Below are 20102 nucleotides of genomic sequence, written 5' to 3' on the forward strand. Positions count from 1 at the left end.
CAGCCATGGGTTCCGGAATACAAAGCACCCATCGGCCGACCTTGGCTCCTCTGTCTGGCCTAGCAAGGCTCGCCCACGCCCCTCCACGCGTGCCGGGCCGTCGTGGCACACTTTTCGCATGCCGTAGCCTTGCGCGACGCGCCAGATCCGACGCGCTGCTCCCGACCTCGTGGATGGACGCCGATGGAGACCAAGCCGCTCACGCTAATCCACCTGTTCCGGCGGGAGGTGCGGTTCGTCGTACCGCTGTTCCAACGGCCGTACGTGTGGGCACGCGAGGAGAACTGGGAACCGCTCTGGCAGGACGTCATGGCGGCCTGGCACCTGCACGGGCAGGCCGAGACCGAGGCGCCGCACTTTCTCGGCGCTATCGTCCTCGACCTTGTCAAAGGGCAGACCGACACAACGGAGGTCCGGCAGGTCATCGACGGCCAGCAACGGCTCACCACCCTGCAGTTGCTCCTGGCGGCGGTGCGCGATGTCGCATCCGAGCTGGCGCTCCCCGAGCGCAACATCAAGTCGCTGCAACGCCTCACCGTCAACGACGATGAGATGAGCAACGATCCGGACGACATGTTCAAGGTCTGGCCCACCAACGCGGACCGCGGCGCCTTCCGCAACGCCCTCTCCGCCGGCTCGGCCGCGGCGCTGGCGTCGCGGTATCCGCTGGAGCGGCCGACGATCGTGCAGGCCTACCTCTATTTCGCCGGCACCGTTCGAGACTGGCTGCTGCAGTTCGACCCTGCCGATCGCGAGGGCGCATTCGATCAACTTGTCTCCGTGCTCAATCATGGCCTGCAGGTCGTGGTGATCGACCTCGGCAGCCGGGACAACCCGCAGGTAATTTTTGAGAGTCTCAACGCCCGCGGTACTCCGCTTCGGGCGTCCGACCTGGTCCGCAATCACCTGTTCCATGAGGCGGAGCGGCACAGTTTGCCGGTCCAGGACCTGTACAACCGGCATTGGGCCCGGTTCGACGACGGGTACTGGCGTGAGGACGTTCGCCAGGGCCGACTCGTGCGGCCTCGGCTGGACGCGTTTTTGGGCCACTTCCTGACGATGGAACTTGTGCAAGAGGTACCGGCACACCAGCTGTTCCTGACGTTCAGGCGCTACGTGAGGGACAGCGGGCTGCCGCTCACCGATCTGATGACCCGGTTCGGCACGTTCGGCGACGTCTACAGCACGTTGGACACCGGTGCCGGACTCGCACCGTCGGAGCAGGTCTTCCTTCGGAGGCTGGCGGCGTTGGACACCACCGTCATCATGCCCGTGCTGTTGCTCGTATTCGGCCGCGACAACGCCGCGACCCGCCGCAACGTGCTTCAGGTGCTGGAGTCGTACCTTCTTCGACGGATGATCTGCCGACTCACCACCAAGAACTACAACCGCCTCATGCTCGACCTCCTGCGGCAGCTTCGGCCGGGACAGCAGTCAGCCGACGATGTTGTCCTGAAGTTTCTCGCGGGTCAGACCGTCGACTCGAACTACTGGCCGTCCGACGAGGACGTCCGCATCGCCGTTGGCGCGCTGCCGCTCTACAAGCAACTCACCCGCAGCCGGGTGCGCATCATCCTGGACATCGCGAATCGGCAGCTCCAGACAGCCAGTACCGAACAGATCATCCACGACCTCGACCGACTCACCATCGAGCACCTCCTCCCCCAGGCATGGGAGCAGCACTGGCCGCTCGCAGCGACCGGCACTGCCAGCCGTGCCGAGGAAAGCGCGCGACGTCATGGCTTGCTCCACACGCTCGGCAATCTGACGTTGACGACGCAGCGGCTCAACCAGTCCGTCTCCAACGGCCCGTGGGTGGCCAAGCGGAGAGAGATCCTGGAACGAAGCGCGCTCAACATCAACCGAAGCCTGCCCGAGGAATGGGACCACCGGGCGATCCAGACGCGCGGTGCGTCGCTGGCCTCGGTGCTCTGCGACGCCCTGCCGAGACCGGCCGCGACGGACCGGGCGGCTGAGCACCACGAGGAGACCTTGGAGGTCGACGACGACCCAGCGGCCACGCCGGAGATCCGTTCGGCGGCCGGTCGGCCCAGTCGGCGTAACGTGGCGAAACACATCCTGGCGGTGTTGCAGGCCCATCCTGTCGGCGCCGTGCTGACCGTGTCGCAGATCGCCAACGCCGCGTCCCCGGAGTATCCGGACGCCGACGTGAGTCCCGGCGCGGTGTCCCAGCGTCTACGGGCCGGGAACGTCAGCGGCGTGGAGGCAACCACGAACTCGGCGGGCTCGCTTGCCGCCACACTCCGGCGGCATTGACCTGGCCATCGCGCCCCCGCCCCAAGTTCGCCGTCACGGCAGCGCTCGCGGCGGCGCCCTCACCCGGCTCGACTACCCGGCACCGACGCTCAACCTGCGCCCCGGCGGGCGCACCGCAAAGGATCGGGATCACGGACTCCTTTACTCGGCCGGTTTATGCTTCCAGTGACCTGGGAGAAGGTGCTTGAGCACGTCGCTGGGGCCTCCGACGACTGGGGGTCAAGGGGTCGTGGGTTCAAATCCCGCTGTCCCGACGTGAGAAAAGGCCAGCTCAGCTGGCCTTTTTTGTTGGCGTCCGTCGATGCAGTGATCGTTGCACGACACGAGTTTTGTCCCGTACGAGCGTACTGTTACCCATCCCCAACCGCTCTGACTTGCGGCTCCAGGGTCACGCCCAACGCGCCAACGAGTGCGGAAGGTCCACCCCGGGCACGATACTGACCTGTGGTTTCACGGTTTCGGCGACCGCGCGCCGCTCAGCGAACCCTTTACTCGGCCCGCCCTAAAAGATCCACATTTACGGTCCACTGTGGATGATCACGACACATCGGCGACACGTACGCTCGTACTGTGATCACCGGGAACCGGCCAGATCGCACCAGGGACGCATCCGCACTAACTCGAAGAGCACTCCCGAGACCACCGGCGCTCGCACGGGGTCGAACCAGCGTGGCCGATCATGGTTACCGGATCTGCCGAGATTAGCGCGTGTGATCATGGCGAGGTGGACACGCGTCGGTCCGTGTCGCTCCGTGTTGCGCAGCGGCGCTTTCGGCATTGACCGGGTTGTGTGTCGACGGTCGTGGCGGCGTACTCCTGATGGTGTAGGGGGTAGTCAAATGGAGTAGCCGGCGAGGACTCTGCCGGGATGACGCACGTCTGCGTGGACGTGCATAGCTTCTTGCCATGACCAGACGTGCTCTCGCGGCTCGGGCCGCCATTGTGGCTCTCGGTGCCGCCCTTGTCGCCATCGCCGCCGCGGATGCGGTCAACCCGCAGTACCACCCCTTGAGTGAGACCGTCAGCCGATACGTCAACGGCACGGCAGGATGGCTGATCAGCGGGGCGATTCTCGCCCTGGCCGCGGCGTCCGCCGTGGTCGTCGTGCTGCTGCGCGTGGTGCAGGGGAGCGGGTGGGGAAAGGCCGCCTTGGCGGTCTGGGCCGCTGGTGTCCTCATCGCCGGTGTATTCCCGGCCGACCCGCCCGGCCGGTGGACCCGCCCCTCCACGTCGGAGATGGTGCACGGGACGGCGGCGTGGGTGGCATTCGCCGTATTTCCCGTTGCCGCCGTGGTGCTTGCCCGGCCCTTGGCCGCGCTGTGGCCGCGCGGACGGCGCTGCCTGATCGGCACGGCGATCGCGACGGTGCCCGGCACTATCGCGCTGGCGATCTTCCTGGCTGATGTGATGGTGGACGGCCCCTCGCTCGGCTTCGGCGGGGTACCCACATTGCTCGGGTTAGTGGAGCGGCTGCTGATCGTCCTGAACGCCGTTTGGCTCGCCCTGGCCGCGGCGGCAGCGAGCGATTCCGACGCGGTGAGTGCAGCCGCCGGCCGCGTGAAGTCCTGACGCCTGCCCCCGGCGGACACGCCGGTCCTGCCTGATCACGTTTCCGCATCTGCCGCCGTTGGTGCGCGGCGGCTGGCCACTGCTCGTCGCAGACGGTGACTGACTCGGCGGGTCAACAAGATGCCGATGAGCGGATGCCGTTTCCGCCGAACGGTTGTATCAATCCGGACATGGCTCTGCTGCGATGTACCCGTAGCGAACGTCGCGTGGATCGCGCACGCATAGTTGCCGCGGTGGCCCGGTGGTGAGAGCTGCGTGAATCGTTGAGGTGCAAGCTACTATGCTCCGATGAACCGATCTATTTGCCGCCGATCGGAATAGCAAAATCAACGCTTCGAATTGGCCGTGCGACGCATACCGCAGCCGAAGGGGACACCCTAGTGGCGATACATTCGTATCCACCCAAGATTGACCAGAAAGCCCGACTTGAACGCGTCGAGTTGAAGCTTAAGGTGGCGGCAGCGGCGATTGGTCTCTTGACGGCGATCGCAACTACACTGGGAGTCGCGGTTGGGCTCTTCGCAAAGAGAAACGACGCTGCTAGTCAGCAAGTCGACACATCTCGGCAGCAGGTGCAGGTGTTGGAGAGTCAAAATGCATCGCTAAAGAAGCGTGTGGCCGAGCTTGAGAGTGCCTCCCCGACCCGGCCGTCAACCACTCCAAGCCCAACCTACTCTGCCGCTTACCAGCGCCAACATCTGCGCGCCGAAACGCCCGGCTGCGTCGACAATGGCAACTTTACCACTGGGATTGACTTCGACGAACCAAGAGCGGACGCCGCCAGTGACCGCACTGATGTGCGTCTGTCCGGCTGCAATCCAGGCTCGCTGAACTCCAGTCTCACGCAAGCGGCGGTGCCGAGCGTCGACGCCACACCAGCGGACTGCCTCGAGCAGGTACGCACCCAGCCGGTCCATCTGCCGATCGCCGCCGCGAAGGGATTGGTGCTCTGCTTCATAACCGATAGCAAGACGGCGGCAAGTCAGGGAGTCAAACAAAAGATCGTGTTCATGAGCCTCGATTCGGTCACAGCACAGGGTGACCGCGGCGTCTTCGACTTAACGCTGACAGCCTGGAACGTGCCGTAAGCACCCGCTGTACTGATCCCAGACCTATCCACCGTAGCCGTAAGTTCGGCAAGCGGCAGGTCGCTGCCAGTGGTCATAGGTTGGGGTCACGCGTATGTGTGACCCCGATGCGCGCATCTGCCGCAATTCGATCGCTACGGAACGTCACGGCACGCCTCGGTCGCACGGCTTCCGGACATTCCGATGAGCGTGCATGTGATCATGGCGGGCCAGCCTCAGGTCTTCGGGTGGCGAAGCCGGCCAGGATGACCTCGACGGCGCGATCGAGCACGACTGCCGGTGCCGGCGTGGCCGCGGTGGTCTGGGCCAGGCCGCGGATGAGCAGATAGAGCTCCTCGACGCCGACGTCCGGCCGGATGCTGCCAGCGGCCTGGGCGCGGCGCAACGCGGTGTCGACCGCCGACTTGAGGTCGTTCGACACCGCGACGACGGCCAGTGGTGCATCGTTGCTCAGCATTGAGGCCAGCGTGAGCTTGTTGGCGCCCTTCTGGATCATCTCGTGGATCAGCGTGGACAGTGCCGCTGACGGGTCGGGTGCGGTGGCCGCGGCCCGGGCGTGGTCGAGCAGGTCGGTGAAGTGGCGCACCAGCGCGGCCTCGATCAGCGCCTCCTTGGTCGGGAAGTGCCGGAACACGGTGGCGATGCCGACGCCGGCCAGCCGCGCTACCTCTTCGGTCGAGCCGGTTTCGCCGCGTGTGCCGAAGACATGGCCGGCGGCGGCCAGGATGCGTTCGCGGTTCTCCCGTGCATCCTGGCGCATGTGAGCACTTTACCGGAGTTCCGACTTCGGTACAGTAAACGGAGTACAGACTTCGCTGGAAGGTCACGATTATGCGTACGCCCGAGGAAACCGTTCGCACCGTAGCCGCCGGGGTTTGTCGCCTCATGCGTGGTGGCCTCACTGCGGCGCAGGAGGCGGCCCAGTTCGACGAACTGGCCGCCTGCTACGCCGAGCGCACCGACGTGCGGCACCCTTTGAACCCGCTCGGCGACAAACCCCTGCGTAGCCGGGCCGCGCTGCGCGAACACTTCTCCGCCGGCGCCCGTCCCTCCGGCGTCCAGCGGTACGACGTCGTCGACGACCACGTGTACACAACTGCCGATCCTGAGGTCGTGATCTTCGAATTCCGGTACGCCGGCGTGATCAACGACCGCACCTTCACGATGCCGTGCATCTTCGTCGTGCGGGTCCGCGACGGCGAGATCGTCGAGTCCCGCGACTACGTCGACCACGTGGCCGGCGCCCGCGCGTTCGGCCGCTTGGCCGCCCTGTCCGCCGCGCTGACCACCGGCGAAGCGTCAGGTCGGCCCGGCGCGTGACGATCAGTGGCTCAGCGGGGGCCACAGGCATGGCCAGTGCACGGATTTGCCGCCGTTGGTGCGCGGCGGCCGGTCCACGCACGTCACAGCGGGTGATCAGCGCGGCGAGGCGAGAACTTCCTGTCCTGCCGAGTTACGTGCGCTGGGGTAGCTCTGCCTGATCGGCTGTTCGTAGGCTGGGCGGGTGGTTGATGCCGATCATGTTCGGTTGGAGCGGATCGCCGGCAAGCTCGCGGCGGTGCGTGCCATGCCTGTGCCTCCGAAGGCATTCGGGGTGGAAGCGCACGGGTTCGTGCTCGGGGCGCCGCTGTCCGAGGCCGTGGTGGCCGAGTTCGAGGAGCGGCACGAGGTCACGCTTCCGCCGGCGTTCCGGTTGTTCGTCACCGAGCTGGGCAACGGCGGCGCCGGGCCGGGCTACGGGCTGTGCCGCCTCGTCCCCTCGTGCTGTGTGTATCGCCGGTCGGCGCACCTGGCTCAGCCCAGTCCGTACCTGCCAGGCCCCCGATACTTCGGTGATTGGGGGCGTCGGTACGCGGACCCGTCGGGCACGGGTGGGAGCTTCCTTCAGGGGACGTTGGAGGTTGCCCATCATGGGTGTTCCCTCGCCACCCGGTTGGTCGTGACCGGACCGGCACGGGGACGGCTGTTCAACCTCGACACCGAAGGACCCATCGGCCCGTACGTGGTCGAGGACGCCGACTTCCTGGCCTGGTACGAGCGGTGGCTGGACGAGGCTGTCGCCGGGTACGACGTCGGCTGGTTCGGTGAGCGGCTCCCGCTGGAGGAACCCGAGTTGGTCGCCGTGCTCACCGGTGATCCGTCGCCGGAGCGGCGGGCCCGGGCCGGGGAGTCGCTGCTGCAGCTCCCAGCGATACGCGACAGCTCCTGGACCGTGCTGGTCGACACCATGACGACCGACACGGACGCCACCGTGCGCGCCGAGCTGTTGGGCGTGCTGAGGAAGAAAGGGGACAACCACCAGCGCAGGCTGGACGACGCCGAGGTGATCGCCGATGACATCGCGCGGTACGCCAGGTCGCGCACCCCGCCGGACCTCACGGCACTCAGCGTCCTGCGCAGACTCACCGTTGCCGACGTGCTGGCAGAACTGGCGAGCCACGACCTCGAGCGACGCCGCCGAGCGGCGTATGAGGCCCAACAGCCCTGGCAGTTCAGCAAAGAGGACCTGTCGCAGGGCATGCTCAGCGACGTGGCCGGCGGACTTCTGGGCGACCCGGACGCGTTCCTTCGCTCATACGGCGTCGCCATGGTCGAACGGCTCGACCTTGCCCACCTTCATCCCCTGCTGCGCGACCTGCAGCAGACGGAGACCGACCCCTGGGTCCAGTCCCACCTCACACGATGCCTCGCCGAGCGACTGGCCTCCACCCCGGACGCATTCTGGACTCAAGCTGGAGACGACGGGCTCTACCCCCCATTCTGACGCACGCGTCTCTCGCGCTGAACCAGCGAGCTCAGCAACGCGTAGCCACTGTCCTGATCGTCCGTCAGGACTGCTTGATCAGGTGCGCTGCCATGCCGCCGTGTGAGCGCCGGTGGATAGCAGGTCGGCCATGTTGGAGGCGCGCGTGGGTCTGGTCGCGCTTGATGCGGTTGTGGCTCGGGCTGGCGGGCTGTTGATGTCGTTCAACGGGCCGGTATGTGATTTGTGGGCTGTGCTACGGCATGCGGCGGTCGCTGACCGTCTCCGTCAGGCGATCGAGGAGCGCGGTCATGCCGTGGAGGGGTGGCTGCGGGACCTTGACGACCCGATGCCGCTGTTGCGGTACGCGCTGACCCGTGACGATGCGCGCCTGCACCTGGCTGCCGAGGATCTCATGACGAACATGGAATGGGAGGCGGTACCGAATGCGGTGCCGACGCCCGGCGGGCACGAGGTGATCCGAGTAGCGCACGCAGCGGGCAAACCCGTGGCGATCGCCAGTGACGCATCGCAGATGGCGATCGACGGCTATCTGCAGCGGCACGACTTGGCCTCGCTGGTGACCGCCGTCGGCCGGTGCAACTACTCACCCGCGGCGTTCAAGCCCTCCACATGGTCGGCCTCACTGGCTGCGAGGCTCGTCAAGGTTGACGTCAACGCGTGCGTGTTCGTCGGCTTCACACCACTGGACATGCGGATAGCACGGGAGCTGGGCATGCGCAGCATCGGTCTGGTCACGGCGCGGACGGATGCGGCAACGCTGCGAGCCGCTGGCACGGACCTAATCCTGGGCCCGGATGGAATGAACCTAGTCGCGGAGTCCTTGAGACGCTGCTGAAGAACTCAGGTCTGAGCTCGGTCTACCTGCCGCACCACGGGGGTTCAGCCAGCTATCGAGCCGATCATGACGTCCGGACACACCGCCGAGCGAACTCCGCACCCGGCCGTCAGACCGACTTGATCAGGTGCGCGCTCATGCCGCGTCCGGTGCGCGGTGGCTGGTCCAGGCCGTCACGATGCGTGTCGCTTGTAGGGTGCCAGTGTGCGCTCGCTGTTGGAGCTGGTTGATGCCGTCGATCCGGCCTGGCCTGAGGTCGAGGCGGCTGTGGCCGCCGCGCCGTACCCGGTCGTCGTCCTCGCCGTCGACTCGCGGCGCGCCGACGAGGAGCTCCGATTGTTGCAGGTGACGACGCGGTCGTGGTTGGGGGCGGTGGTCCACCGTAGCGGCGGCCTGGTGCTCGAGCATGGGTGGCTGCGCGTCTTCGGGTCGGGCAACGACGAACATCGCCTGGCCAGTCTGAGCCAGGTCAACGACAACGTTGCCGGCGGCATGATCGTGGCGCAGGACGTGCTGGGCGGTCAGTTCGCCTGGATGTCGGGCTCCGATGGCACGCCGACGATCTGGTATCTGGCGCCGGACACGTTGCGGTGGGAGAACTGCGAGCGGGGATACGGTGCTTGGCTCGCGGCCATGATCGGTGGTGCGATGACCGGATTTTACGAGTCGCTGCGTTGGCCGGGCTGGGTCGAAGAGGTCGGCGCGTGCCGGCTCGACCAGGCCATCAACGTCTTCCCACCGCTGTGGACCAAGGAGGGCAAGGATCGCGCGGCTGTATCGCGCCGTACGGTGCCGATGTCTGAGGCGATGTCCTTGATCGGCTTGACGCAGGACAGCCAAAGTACCCCATAGAGACGCCGCCTCGCCTGCATGTGTCACCGCCGGGCCCAGTGATCGCGTTCACGCTCATGCCGCCGATCGTGCGCGCCGGCTGGCGGGGCCGCGGACCTTGAGCGTTACCGGGCGATGAGCACCGGATGGTACGAGCCGGCCGTTGCGCGCCAGGCAGCGAAGCCGGCCTCAAGACGTTCAAGCTCCGGCCGGGTCCCGATGTGGGCGCGGTGTTCGGCGTGTTCCGCGTAGTGGCGGACGACGGTGGCGAGGAAAACCCGATCCACGTGCAGATAGGACAATGACAGGCCGAGCGTGCGCGCACGGCCGTCGGATTGGCGGTACCGCAGCGGCAGCGTCCAGGCGCGACGGCTCGGCATCAGCGGCTGCCCCGGATACAGCTGCGACCAGGGCACCTCGCAACTGCCGAACAGCGTGCGCACGGTCAGGTTGTCGGGGGTCAAGACGGCGCAGTAGCGCATCAGCCAGATGTTCGCCACACCGAGACCGAAGAGGATGAGGGCAAGGACGGCAAACACCCACACGAACCCCGAGAGCGTGTCGAGGCGGACCCGGTCGGTGTTCGGTACCCGCTCGCTGGGCACCAGCATCCCCGCGACCATCATCAGTGCGACACCCACACCGCCCGGATATCGCTGCGCCATCGGCACCGTGAAGGCAGCCGTGCCGGGAACAGTCGCGAACGTTGCCGGCCGGTGGCGCAGCCGCCGGGTCAGCAGCAGGTACACCAGCGGCGGACCGGCCACCGTGACCAGCGTGCTGAACAGCCCCAGCACCAAGCCCGGCCCACCCGGCGCGGCCCGCCACGTCAGCGGCTGCAGCACGAAGCTGTTGGTGACCACGCCGGCGAAGGCGCAGACGCCCAGAACCGTTGCAAGGGTCCTCACCGAGACTGTCGACACGGCCACAACGTAAGCGCAGCGCGCCTGCGCCATCGTCATCCAACTGGTCAGACACTCCAACCTCTCCACCGGCATGACGATGCGAACCCGCCGATCAGGTACTCGCTCATGTCGCAGCCGCTCACGCCATCAGTCGAGCGGTGCTTATCCCAGTCGAGGGGAAGACGGAACTGTGCGGTCGTGGCAGCATACGACCACAGCCGATCTTGGCTTCCGGATCTGGCGCCCCTCTTTGTCAAGCGGCGTGTGAGTTCGGTGTTCTAGGGTGGTGGTCGGCGGGTCCGGGAAGTGACTGTTCCGAAGTGTTGACCTCGGGGTTTGGGTCAGCCGCGCTGGATTGCAGAGTCGCCCCCGGTTGTCCTCCCGGGCCCGTCTCCAGCCGCTGGATATCGCCGAGCATGCGCCGGTAGACGACGTCGGACAGGCGCCGTTTCAGCGCCCGGATGGCTTCCATCGCGGTCTTGCCTTCGGCGAGGCGACGGCGGTAGTAGGCGCGGCCGAGCGTGTCGTGGCGGAGCTGGACGATGGCCATGATGTGCAGGACGCGGTTGATGCGCCGGTTCCCGGCCCGGGACAGGCGGTGGCGTTGCTGATCCCCGGACGAGGCGTCCAGGGGTGCGGTGCCGTTCCAGGACGCGAAATGGGCGCGGCTGGTGAAGCGGCGGATATCACCGATGTCGCCGAGCAGGCGGGCCGCGCCGGACGGGCCGATGCCGTTGAGTTCGAGCAGGCTGCTGCCGCTGTCGTTGACCAGCTCGGTCAGTTCCTGCTTCGCCGCTTTGATCTTCTTGTCGACCTGGACCAGTTCACCGACCAGTTCGGACGCCAGCCGGCGGCGGGTTCGCCCGACGAGGTCACGCGGCCGGATGGTGGCCAGCAGTGCTCGGGCCTGATCGGCGGACAGGAACGTCTTGGCTCCGCCGGGCAGCAGTTCCAGCAGAAGCTTGTGGATGCGGTTGACCAGGTCGGTCCGGGCCCGGCCGAGCTCGTCGCGGCGGTCCACGAGCAGCCGCAACACCACCGTCTCGTCGTCGGCGACAATGTGCCGCAATCCCTTGGTGCGCAACGCTGCCACGGCCACACTGTGCGCGTCGACCGGGTCGGTCTTGCGGCCGTTGCCGGTGGCGAACACCCTGGCCCGGGCGGACAGTTTCGGGGGCACGTCCACCACGGTCTCGCCGTCAGCGACGAGCCGCTGCGCGATGTGCCGGCCGATGCCGTTGCAGCCTTCCACCGCCCAGAGCCGTTCCGGATGCCGCCGGCCGAGAGCAAGCATCGCACGATAGCCGTCCCGGTCGGTGCCGAACCGATCACCCGCCAAGACCGTTTCCCGATCGTCGATGATCTCGATCGTCGCCGACCGTTTGTGCGGGTCCATCCCGATGATGACGCGTCCCACGCGTTCCTCCTCGCTGTGACCGAACCGGGGTTCAGCGGGAGGGCAGCGCTACTTTGAGCTGGGCAGTCCCCTCTGGAGCCACTCCACGCCGCGGTGACCGGCAGGGTGCATGCCAGATGAGAGCCACGCCCCAACCACAGACGGGCAGCCGCTGAATGCGAGCGACCCCACCGATCACCTCGACCAAGCCTGGCCGGGCTGCGGTCGTAGATCCAGTAAATAAGTAGCCGCTGCTGGCGCTCGACAGTCGCCCAAAGATTTTCACCGACCGTGAGCGGATTTTCGGCATGGTCGGCCGCGTCCGACCATGCCGATGAGCGCGCACGTGATCCCGCCTGCGGCCAGGGGTGCTATGGCCATCGGCAGCCTTGGCGCAGATGTAGCCTCCGTGGTTGACGATCAAGGCCGGCTGCGATGGGCCGCAGAACCCGACAGGATGAGGCGAGGCCTGACCGGCTGGCATCAAGAATCGTTTAGAATCGGGCGAACTGGATGGCGAACAGCACGAGGACCGCGGCGAGCACGACCCCGACCGCGACAAGCTTTTGACGCTGGTACCGCTTCGGCGTCGGCAGCGCGGCCAGGACCAACGGCAGCGCGGCCGGCATGTACACGAACAGGCCGAAGAACATCCCGCACAGCGCCATCGGCACCAGCACGACGGTGACCAGCAGGCACGCGGCCCGGAAGTCCAGATGGTCCCGGCACGCCAGCGGAACCACCGTCAGCAGCACACAGATGACGTACAGCGGCGTCGACTCCGGATACCCGACCGCCAGTGGCACCGACACGAGCGTGGCGTAGCCGGCCCCGGCCCCCACGGTGAGCCGATCCCAGGCGACCGGTGTCAGCGCTACTTGAACACGTTCAACCACGCGGTTAGCGTAGACCACACCCGGGAGTACTTCATGCTCGTGTGACCTAATCGCGGCGACCACGGCCATGTCGACGTGCTGGGCAACCGCCGACGGTGCGCTCATAGCCGCTGTCTTCGCGCGGCGCGACGGCGGCCGTGCGGACCCGAGCGTGGTGCAGCTTATTGCTCCGGCATCGTCTGGGCGTCAAGGACGTCTTCCCAGGTGTTGTACAACGCCGGCCAGTTGGCTCCCGGCTCGAGCGCGCTTTCCGGAAGCCGTCCACCGACGATGGCGACACGCACGCCGACATGATCGCCGCCGAATCGAGCAAGCCAGCCAGCACAAGCAAGGTCCGCGTTGGTTCCCGGAGTGCCTTTGTGGCAGCCGAACAGGTCGTCGCCGAGCATAGGCTGCCGTCCTGTCGCCGGATCACGAACGGTGACAGCGAGGTCAGCCCATCGCTCGGCCGGGAACTTTGCAGCTGCGTTATCGGCATTATCTACACGGAACGGGCACTCATCGCAGGGGAAGCCCCGATGCGGGAGCGGCGCCGGTTCGACCATGCCCGTCACCCTACGATCGCGACCGGACCCGAACCATTCGCCGACCCGCCTCGGGTGCGCGCATCTGCCGCGATCCGCTCGCTACGCAACGTCATGACTTGAGGATCGTCCGGCTTGCTGATCTGGCGCCCCTCTTTGTCAAGCGGCGTGTGAGTTCGGTGTTCTAGGGTGGTGGTCGGCGGGTCCGGGAAGTGACTGTTCCGAAGTGTTGACCTCGGGGTTTGGGTCAGCCGCGCTGGATTGCAGAGTCGCCCCCGGTTGTCCTCCCGGGCCCGTCTCCAGCCGCTGGATATCGCCGAGCATGCGCCGGTAGACGACGTCGGACAGGCGCCGTTTCAGCGCCCGGATGGCTTCCATCGCGGTCTTGCCTTCGGCGAGGCGACGGCGGTAGTAGGCGCGGCCGAGCGTGTCGTGGCGGAGCTGGACGATGGCCATGATGTGCAGGACGCGGTTGATGCGCCGGTTCCCGGCCCGGGACAGGCGGTGGCGTTGCTGATCCCCGGACGAGGCGTCCAGGGGTGCGGTGCCGTTCCAGGACGCGAAATGGGCGCGGCTGGTGAAGCGGCGGATATCACCGATGTCGCCGAGCAGGCGGGCCGCGCCGGACGGGCCGATGCCGTTGAGTTCGAGCAGGCTGCTGCCGCTGTCGTTGACCAGCTCGGTCAGTTCCTGCTTCGCCGCTTTGATCTTCTTGTCGACCTGGACCAGTTCACCGACCAGTTCGGACGCCAGCCGGCGGCGGGTTCGCCCGACGAGGTCACGCGGCCGGATGGTGGCCAGCAGTGCTCGGGCCTGATCGGCGGACAGGAACGTCTTGGCTCCGCCGGGCAGCAGTTCCAGCAGAAGCTTGTGGATGCGGTTGACCAGGTCGGTCCGGGCCCGGCCGAGCTCGTCGCGGCGGTCCACGAGCAGCCGCAACACCACCGTCTCGTCGTCGGCGACAATGTGCCGCAATCCCTTGGTGCGCAACGCTGCCACGGCCACACTGTGCGCGTCGACCGGGTCGGTCTTGCGGCCGTTGCCGGTGGCGAACACCCTGGCCCGGGCGGACAGTTTCGGGGGCACGTCCACCACGGTCTCGCCGTCAGCGACGAGCCGCTGCGCGATGTGCCGGCCGATGCCGTTGCAGCCTTCCACCGCCCAGAGCCGTTCCGGATGCCGCCGGCCGAGAGCAAGCATCGCACGATAGCCGTCCCGGTCGGTGCCGAACCGATCACCCGCCAAGACCGTTTCCCGATCGTCGATGATCTCGATCGTCGCCGACCGTTTGTGCGGGTCCATCCCGATGATGACGCGTCCCACGCGTTCCTCCTCGCTGTGACCGAACCGGGGTTCAGCGGGAGGGCAGCGCTACTTTGAGCTGGGCAGCCGCTGCGGACGTCCGGCATTGGCCGAGTTGGTCGACCTCTGCTGATGGCCTTCGCGGGTGACAATGTGGCGGTGATCGATCGCGAACCTGAGCGGTTCTCGCCGCCGGTGGTGTGTGACCAGTGCCCGCACCCGATCAGCGAGCACGTGCTGTGGGGGCCGGATGAGATCTGCGGCGGCTGGATGCACTGCACTATGCCGGATTGTGATCGCTGCTGGCACGAGTGGCCGGCTCAGCGCCCGACGTTCTGATCAGGCGCTGCCAGGGCGCGAAGGCGCTTGCGATTCGCTTCTCCTGGCTACGCCCTTCGCTAGGGTGCGGGGTATGAGTGCAGGTTCGGCAGCATGTCCAGCTCCGCGAAGTTGCGAGGCTCAGGATCTGTCGGCGTTGATCGGCATTCTCGCCGTCATTGAGGGCGAGCTCATGGCCGGCCACGCCAGCTCGCAGTTGGCCGGTACCCTTCGGGAGCGTCTCGAGCGCGCACGATTGTTGCCGCCCGGTGGAACCGAACGAGACCTCCGGCAAGCCATCAACGATCTCAATCACCGGCTGCGGTACGCCTTAGGTGAATACGATCGACCACCGGCTCCCTACGTGGTTCCCGAGCAATCCTGAGCCAGCCGGTCATAAGGCAGTGCGGCGGCCGCGAACCGTGCGCGCTCATGCCGCTGAGGGCGCGGGCAGTGCCCGGTGATCGCGGGATTGTTTGGTGTGAAAGTTGCCGCGACCGCTCGTTCGGGCGCTCGGTTGTGACAAGAGTTCGCGAAGTTCTTATGGTCAGAGGCCAGCTCAAGGCCCACAAACGTCACATCGCGGGCGTGGGGAACGTGCAGCGAGAAGACGGGATCGAGATCACAAAGCTGGGCGAACGCCTCGATATCGGCCTTCGCATCGAGCAGGACACGGCCGGTTCCAATCGTGGCGCGCGTCGCTGCGGCAGGGTTAACCTCGGCCCTTCGTTAAGGTCGGCCGTGGTTCATGATCAGAAATGAAGGAAGTGCCTCCCGTCTGGGATGATCTGGCTTGTCTAGGGCCCTGATCACCTGCCACGGAAGGCACTTACCGAGTGAGCCATTTTCATCCTGACCCTGCAGCTCAAGGCCGGTGCGGCAAGCCCGGGGATCGATGAGGGCGAGGCTCCAGGTAAGACAGCAGTCGACCAAGATCCGATGCCCCGACCGGGAGCCTCGCTGTGCTGTCTTACCCCGCCACAATCCCGCTGTCCAGCCGAACCCTCACGCACCTCGCCGACCGCATCCGCCGGCACTGCCGTCAGCGCCGGTCGCGGTGGCGGCGCCTCGACCCAGCCCGTCAGGCCCTGCTCGCGCTGGCGCATCTGCGCAACGGCGACACCTACACCCGCCTCGCTGCCGGGTTCGGCGTCGGCGTGGCCACCGCCTGGCGCTACGTCCAGGAAGCGATCGCCCTGCTCGCCGCGGCCGCCGAGGACCTGGCCACCGCGATGGCCCGCATCCGTGCCCTCGCGTTCGCGATTCTGGACGGCACCCTCATCCCGATCGACCGTGTCGCGGACCAGCGGCCGTACTACTCCGGCAAGCATCGACGGCACGGCGTCAACGTCCAGGTCATCGCCGATGCCGCCGGACGACTCGTCTGGGCCTCGGCAGCGCTGCCCGGCGCCGCGCACGACCTGACCGCTGCCCGCACCCACGGCATCCTCGACGCCCTGGCCAACGCGAACGTCATGACGTTCGCCGACAAGGGCTACCAAGGCGCTGGTGGAACCGTGCGGACGCCGTTCAAGCGCCATCGGCACCGGCCGCGGCTGTCTCGCCGGCAGAAGGCGGTGAACAAGGCGCTCGCGAAGATCCGCGCCTGCGGCGAACGAGCGATCGCCGCCCTCAAGACCTGGAAACTCCTGACCAAGCTGCGCTGCTGCCCGCGCCGAGCCACCACGATCGTGCAGGCAATCCTCGTCCTGCACCACGTCGAGACCAGCCGCTACTCAGGATGAAAATGGCTCAGTGTGTAGGACGTCGCCGGTCTTCAGGTCTTGGGCGTAGATCCACGTGTGCTGGGTGTCGTCCCAGAACGGGTGGAACCAGGTGGTGTGCAGGACCGCGTCGGAGCCGTCCTTGGTACGGACAGTGACCTCGGTCAGGTCGGTGTCCTGGTTGCGGTGCAGGCCCTCGACCATCTTGCCCTCGGTCGCCCCGGTCGGCGGGTCGGCGGCGAGGACCTGGTCGCCGAACTGGACGTCCTTGATAGCCTTTGGTAGAGCCGTCGGCCAAGAGGACCAGCGTGTCGGGTGCGAAGCTGTGCCTGGGCACCGGGCAGTAGCCGCCGGCTCCGCTCCCGTCACCCGCGTCGTCGCTGCTACGGCTGCTGCGGCTGCTGCGCTCGTCGGCCTTGCGTGAACCGCCGCCTGACGACTCGCCACCGGCGGAGCGTTTGGGGGCGTTGACCTCATTGCTGCTGCCGCCTCCGCCGCCGCGCATCTTCTTCAAGCCGCCGGCGCCACCTGCGGCCTTGAACGGCTTGGTCATGAACTTGGTCGCGCCGCCGGTGAACTTGGAGACGCCTGCGCTCAGTGCGCCGTCCAGGCCGCCCTCGATCATTGTGTCGGCGAGGCCGGGTCAGGAGGATTCGGCGTCGCCGCGGACCACGTCGACCATGTAGCCGGCGCCGGCCTGCATGGCGCCTGCCACGATCAGGCAGCCGACGCCGGTGGCGCCCAGGGCACCGACCGCGACCGTGGCGAGGATGCCGACTGCGGCAGTGGCGACGAACTTCCACGGCGGCAGCGGATCCGACGGCTCCGCGCCGTCGACCCCGAGCGGGGTCGGTGCGAGCACCCTCAGCCCGCAGACGGTCTACCTGTGGTGGAACACATCCTCTGACGCCGGGGCCGGCGTCGCGGGCTACCACATCTTCCGCGACGACGAGCTCGTCGCCGACATCATCGGCAACAGTTCGTCGTACTTCGACCGGCAGCTCGACGGCTCCCGCACCTACCGGTACCGGGTCCAGGCATTCGACGGCTCCGGTCTCAGCTCCGGCCTGAGCGCCGAGACGTCGGCCACCACCCCGGCATTGCCGGCCGCTCCGGTGAACTACGCCCGCTGCGGCGCCGCGGCGGGACAGCCGGGCTGCACGTACACCAGCACCAAGCCGGCCGACGCCACCCACTACCCCGACTCCGGCGGGGAGCTCACCGACGGCAGGCACGGCGGGCTGGTCTACGGACCCGAGCGGCAGGGCCGCAACGCCCCCGGCACCTACCAGTTCCCGATGGACCTCGGGACGACCAAGACGATCACCGAGGTCAACACCACCTGGCTGCAGGTCCGGCCGGACTACACGTTCCTGCCACCGCATCTGACCTATGAAGTGTCCAATGACGGCGTGAACTTCCGCACCACCTCGGTCATCGACCGGCCCGCCATCGGCGCCGGCATCCAGACCAAGACCTACCGAGCGATCAACCTCAGCGAGTCAGCCCGCTACGTCCGGGTCACCGTCGACGGCGGCGACGCCTGGACGATGCTCGACGAGTTCGAGGCCCGCGGCAACTGAGCCACTGCACCCATCCACGCCGGTGTCCGCACGCGCCCTTTCGGCCGCGTCCGGACACCGGCCCGTCGGCACCAGGAGGAACACCCATCATGCACCTCCCCGATACCCTCACCCGGATCGAGGACTGGCTGTGGAACAACGCCCCGGCCACCGCCCGCGAACTGGCCCCGCCAGCTACCGACGCGGACCTGGAAGCGCTCCGCCGGACACTCGGCGTCGCCCTCCCGGACGACCTCGTCACCATGCTGCGCTGGCACAACGGCGGCGGTGACGGCGACGGCAGGATGACCGTCGCCCCTGGCTACGCCATGCTCGACACCCGCGGCATGGCCGCGATCACCGAGATGAACCGCCGGGTCGGGTCGACCGCACCGCCGTCGCCCTGGCCGGCCGCATGGCTCGTCGCTGCCTCTTCGTTCACCAGCAGCTACCTGGTCGTCGACACCGCCGATCCCGCCGGTGCCGTCTTCACCTTCGACTGGCAAGACCGTGCCCCCGCCCCCGAACCGACATGGCCGTCACTGGCCGACACCCTCGCCACCATGCTGCACACCATCGAGACCGGCGTCACCCCCGACGGCTTCCCCGTGGAGATCACCCCCGACGGGCACCTCGAATGGTGACCTCCATCGCCGAACCTACCCACCGACGCAAGCCATGATCGGTACGCTGACATCGTGCGATCCGGGCGATGGGCGACAATCGCGGCGGTAGCCGTGATCAGCGCTGCGACCGCCTCATGCCGCACCCAACCTCCCGCTGACACCTCTATCTGGCGCAACATCCTCGCCGCTTTCCCGGTACCAGCTGGCGCCACCGCGTCCGCAGTGCTGCTCATGCCCGCTCCGAACGGCTGCTTCTACGCCATCGGCACCGTCGACGCCGATAAGCGCCGGCACGTCGGCGTCTGGCTCGGGACCGGCAGTTGCGACCAGACCCGGCTGACCAGCCCAACCGAACTGCCGCCCGCAGCACCCGGGATCACCGAGCGCAACACCGTCGTGGACACCGTCGAGCACGACGGCACATGGATGACGCTCGTGACATCCACCGCGACCGGTTCGGGCTGGGGCGACGTGCTGCGCGGCACCCCGGATCACTGGGAACGGCTCCGGCTGCGGGAACCACCGGACGACGCAGGCGACACACCAACCGCAGTCGGTGTCATCCGCAACGAGTTCGTCGCCGTCGGCCGGCACGGCAGGCAGCCGGCGGCGTACTTCTCATCCGGCGGCTCTTGGACCGATCGTGACCTCCCGGCCCCGGTTCCCGACACGGCCGAGCCGCTCGGCATCGCGGGCACACCATCCGGATCGGCCGTCATCGTCGGCCGGGCGGGCGGAACGGCCATCGTCTGGACGAGCCAGGACGGTGGAGCCACTTGGTCGACGCAGCAGCCACCGGGCCTGACCGAGTTGACCGATGTGGTACGCGACGGCGACCGGTTCCTCGCCATCGGCGCCGCAACGGACGGCACGGCCCGAGTGATGACCTCCGCCGACGGCATTACTTGGAACACCGACAACGCCGCCCTACCGCCGGGCACCCGCCCCCTCCAAGCCATCAAGGTGTTGAGGTCCGGGCAGATTTTCGCCATCGGCCAAGCCGCACCGGGCCAGTGCGCCACCGCATGGCACCGAGAATCCCGGACGTGGACGGCGGAGCCGCTAGGTTGCCACGGCGCACCCACCGCGCTCCTTGAACTCGCCGACGGCCGTGTGGTCGCCGCCGGAGGAACAACGCTCTGGCTCCGCAGCTCCTGACAGATGCCGCCGTCTTCGTGCGGGGGGCGACGCTGGGCCATCTGCGGTCGCACCACGCGCGTCAACCGGCGATATCGCAGGCCGGATCGCGTCCGAACAAGGCGGTGCTCCTCGCCACGAACCACCTCGACCTTGGCTACGGCATTCCCCGTAGTCGCCGAACGCCTCGGCCACGACCCCGCAACCCTCGTGCGCAACTACACCCGCATCAACGCCCACGGCTCGCCAACGAGCCGCCGACGCCCTCGCCGAACTCACCACACCAACAGCAACACTCACGACCTAGCCGCGCCCGGAGCACCGCATCACGGCGGGCCTACACCA

20 protein-coding genes are annotated in these 20102 nt (G+C 67.4%); 13 read left to right on the forward strand and 7 right to left on the reverse strand.

The annotated features are described in order from the left end of the window. Positions 1–183 precede the first annotated feature (183 nt). From ACQP1P_RS35555 to ACQP1P_RS35565, 3 genes are all read left to right on the forward strand, one after another. Complete coding sequence (locus ACQP1P_RS35555) at positions 184–2277, forward strand: DUF262 domain-containing protein (RefSeq protein WP_433077812.1); 2094 nt, start codon at positions 184–186, stop codon at positions 2275–2277. A gap of 906 nt (positions 2278–3183) precedes the next feature. Next, positions 3184–3846 carry a DUF998 domain-containing protein gene (locus tag ACQP1P_RS35560; protein WP_433077814.1) on the forward strand — a complete coding sequence of 221 codons (663 nt, stop codon included), beginning with the start codon at positions 3184–3186 and terminating at the stop codon, positions 3844–3846. 302 nt (positions 3847–4148) lie between these two features. Continuing rightward, positions 4149–4934 (forward strand): hypothetical protein, encoded by a 786-nt coding sequence (locus tag ACQP1P_RS35565; RefSeq protein ID WP_433077816.1) that lies wholly within the window; start codon positions 4149–4151, stop codon positions 4932–4934. 199 nt (positions 4935–5133) lie between these two features. On the opposite strand, the gene ACQP1P_RS35570 is transcribed toward ACQP1P_RS35565, so the two are convergent. Further along, positions 5134–5694, reverse strand: coding sequence for a TetR/AcrR family transcriptional regulator (locus ACQP1P_RS35570; protein WP_433077817.1), 561 nt, complete (start codon positions 5692–5694; stop codon positions 5134–5136). 125 nt (positions 5695–5819) lie between these two features. Between ACQP1P_RS35570 and ACQP1P_RS35575 the strand changes: the two genes are divergently transcribed. The 4 genes from ACQP1P_RS35575 (at position 5820) to ACQP1P_RS35590 (ending at position 9388) form a co-directional block, all read left to right on the forward strand. Then, positions 5820–6254, forward strand: a complete 435-nt coding sequence (locus ACQP1P_RS35575) for a nuclear transport factor 2 family protein (protein ID WP_433077819.1) — start codon at positions 5820–5822, stop codon at positions 6252–6254. 184 nt (positions 6255–6438) lie between these two features. Beyond that, on the forward strand, positions 6439–7698 hold the full coding sequence (locus tag ACQP1P_RS35580; RefSeq protein WP_433077821.1) for a hypothetical protein: 1260 nt from the start codon (positions 6439–6441) through the stop codon (positions 7696–7698). A 145-nt stretch (positions 7699–7843) separates the two neighbouring features. Further along, a complete protein-coding gene (locus ACQP1P_RS35585; RefSeq protein ID WP_433077823.1) occupies positions 7844–8536 on the forward strand; it encodes an HAD family hydrolase in 693 nt (230 codons plus the stop codon). Between the two features lie 204 nt (positions 8537–8740). Beyond that, on the forward strand, positions 8741–9388 hold the full coding sequence (locus tag ACQP1P_RS35590) for a DUF2625 family protein (RefSeq protein ID WP_433077825.1): 648 nt from the start codon (positions 8741–8743) through the stop codon (positions 9386–9388). Positions 9389–9492: 104 nt separating this feature from the next. Here the strand turns inward: ACQP1P_RS35590 and ACQP1P_RS35595 are convergent, their stop codons facing one another. The 5 genes from ACQP1P_RS35595 to ACQP1P_RS35615 all read right to left on the reverse strand — a co-directional run bounded on the left by ACQP1P_RS35595 (position 9493) and on the right by ACQP1P_RS35615 (position 14411). Beyond that, positions 9493–10359, reverse strand: a complete 867-nt coding sequence (locus ACQP1P_RS35595) for a hypothetical protein (RefSeq protein WP_433077826.1) — start codon at positions 10357–10359, stop codon at positions 9493–9495. A gap of 166 nt (positions 10360–10525) precedes the next feature. Beyond that, positions 10526–11689: an IS110 family transposase gene (locus tag ACQP1P_RS35600; RefSeq protein ID WP_433074446.1), complete on the reverse strand. Its 1164-nt coding sequence runs from the start codon at positions 11687–11689 to the stop codon at positions 10526–10528. Positions 11690–12162: 473 nt separating this feature from the next. Next, positions 12163–12564 (reverse strand): hypothetical protein, encoded by a 402-nt coding sequence (locus ACQP1P_RS35605; protein WP_433077828.1) that lies wholly within the window; start codon positions 12562–12564, stop codon positions 12163–12165. Between the two features lie 161 nt (positions 12565–12725). Further along, complete coding sequence (locus tag ACQP1P_RS35610; RefSeq protein ID WP_350623344.1) at positions 12726–13109, reverse strand: DUF6283 family protein; 384 nt, start codon at positions 13107–13109, stop codon at positions 12726–12728. A gap of 138 nt (positions 13110–13247) precedes the next feature. Beyond that, positions 13248–14411: an IS110 family transposase gene (locus tag ACQP1P_RS35615; protein ID WP_433074446.1), complete on the reverse strand. Its 1164-nt coding sequence runs from the start codon at positions 14409–14411 to the stop codon at positions 13248–13250. 138 nt (positions 14412–14549) lie between these two features. On the opposite strand from ACQP1P_RS35615, the gene ACQP1P_RS35620 reads away from it, so the two are divergent. From ACQP1P_RS35620 to ACQP1P_RS35630, 3 genes are all read left to right on the forward strand, one after another. Further along, the gene (locus ACQP1P_RS35620) at positions 14550–14729 is read left to right on the forward strand and encodes a hypothetical protein (RefSeq protein WP_433077830.1); all 180 of its coding nucleotides are present in this window, start codon (positions 14550–14552) and stop codon (positions 14727–14729) included. A 567-nt stretch (positions 14730–15296) separates the two neighbouring features. Then, complete coding sequence (locus tag ACQP1P_RS35625) at positions 15297–15470, forward strand: hypothetical protein (protein ID WP_433077832.1); 174 nt, start codon at positions 15297–15299, stop codon at positions 15468–15470. A gap of 200 nt (positions 15471–15670) precedes the next feature. Beyond that, a complete protein-coding gene (locus tag ACQP1P_RS35630; protein ID WP_433077834.1) occupies positions 15671–16453 on the forward strand; it encodes a transposase family protein in 783 nt (260 codons plus the stop codon). Here the strand turns inward: ACQP1P_RS35630 and ACQP1P_RS35635 are convergent. Beyond that, positions 16445–16909, reverse strand: coding sequence for a polymorphic toxin-type HINT domain-containing protein (locus ACQP1P_RS35635; protein ID WP_433077836.1), 465 nt, complete (start codon positions 16907–16909; stop codon positions 16445–16447). The genes ACQP1P_RS35630 and ACQP1P_RS35635 overlap by 9 nt on opposite strands. Positions 16910–17202: 293 nt before the next feature. Here ACQP1P_RS35635 and ACQP1P_RS35640 point away from each other — a divergent pair, with 293 nt between their 5' ends. The 3 genes from ACQP1P_RS35640 to ACQP1P_RS35650 all read left to right on the forward strand — a co-directional run bounded on the left by ACQP1P_RS35640 (position 17203) and on the right by ACQP1P_RS35650 (position 19778). Then, positions 17203–18015 carry a hypothetical protein gene (locus ACQP1P_RS35640; protein ID WP_433077838.1) on the forward strand — a complete coding sequence of 271 codons (813 nt, stop codon included), beginning with the start codon at positions 17203–17205 and terminating at the stop codon, positions 18013–18015. Positions 18016–18104: 89 nt separating this feature from the next. Further along, positions 18105–18638 carry an SMI1/KNR4 family protein gene (locus tag ACQP1P_RS35645; RefSeq protein WP_433077840.1) on the forward strand — a complete coding sequence of 178 codons (534 nt, stop codon included), beginning with the start codon at positions 18105–18107 and terminating at the stop codon, positions 18636–18638. 204 nt (positions 18639–18842) lie between these two features. Then, positions 18843–19778, forward strand: a complete 936-nt coding sequence (locus tag ACQP1P_RS35650; RefSeq protein WP_433077842.1) for a hypothetical protein — start codon at positions 18843–18845, stop codon at positions 19776–19778. The last annotated feature ends 324 nt before the right edge of the window (positions 19779–20102 follow it).

The sequence above is a fragment of the Dactylosporangium sp. CA-052675 genome, assembly GCF_050947935.1.
In the GTDB taxonomy this organism is placed as follows: domain Bacteria; phylum Actinomycetota; class Actinomycetes; order Mycobacteriales; family Micromonosporaceae; genus Dactylosporangium.

Coding starts and splice junctions, on each gene's coding strand:
- ACQP1P_RS35555 (WP_433077812.1), top strand. CDS start 184: ATGGAGACCAAGCCGCTCACGCTAATCCACCTGTTCCGGCGGGAGGTG.
- ACQP1P_RS35560 (WP_433077814.1), top strand. CDS start 3,184: ATGACCAGACGTGCTCTCGCGGCTCGGGCCGCCATTGTGGCTCTCGGT.
- ACQP1P_RS35570 (WP_433077817.1), bottom strand. CDS start 5,694: ATGCGCCAGGATGCACGGGAGAACCGCGAACGCATCCTGGCCGCCGCC.
- ACQP1P_RS35575 (WP_433077819.1), top strand. CDS start 5,820: ATGCGTGGTGGCCTCACTGCGGCGCAGGAGGCGGCCCAGTTCGACGAA.
- ACQP1P_RS35610 (WP_350623344.1), bottom strand. CDS start 13,109: ATGGTCGAACCGGCGCCGCTCCCGCATCGGGGCTTCCCCTGCGATGAG.
- ACQP1P_RS35635 (WP_433077836.1), bottom strand. CDS start 16,909: ATGAGGTCAACGCCCCCAAACGCTCCGCCGGTGGCGAGTCGTCAGGCG.
- ACQP1P_RS35640 (WP_433077838.1), top strand. CDS start 17,203: ATGCCGACTGCGGCAGTGGCGACGAACTTCCACGGCGGCAGCGGATCC.
- ACQP1P_RS35645 (WP_433077840.1), top strand. CDS start 18,105: ATGCACCTCCCCGATACCCTCACCCGGATCGAGGACTGGCTGTGGAAC.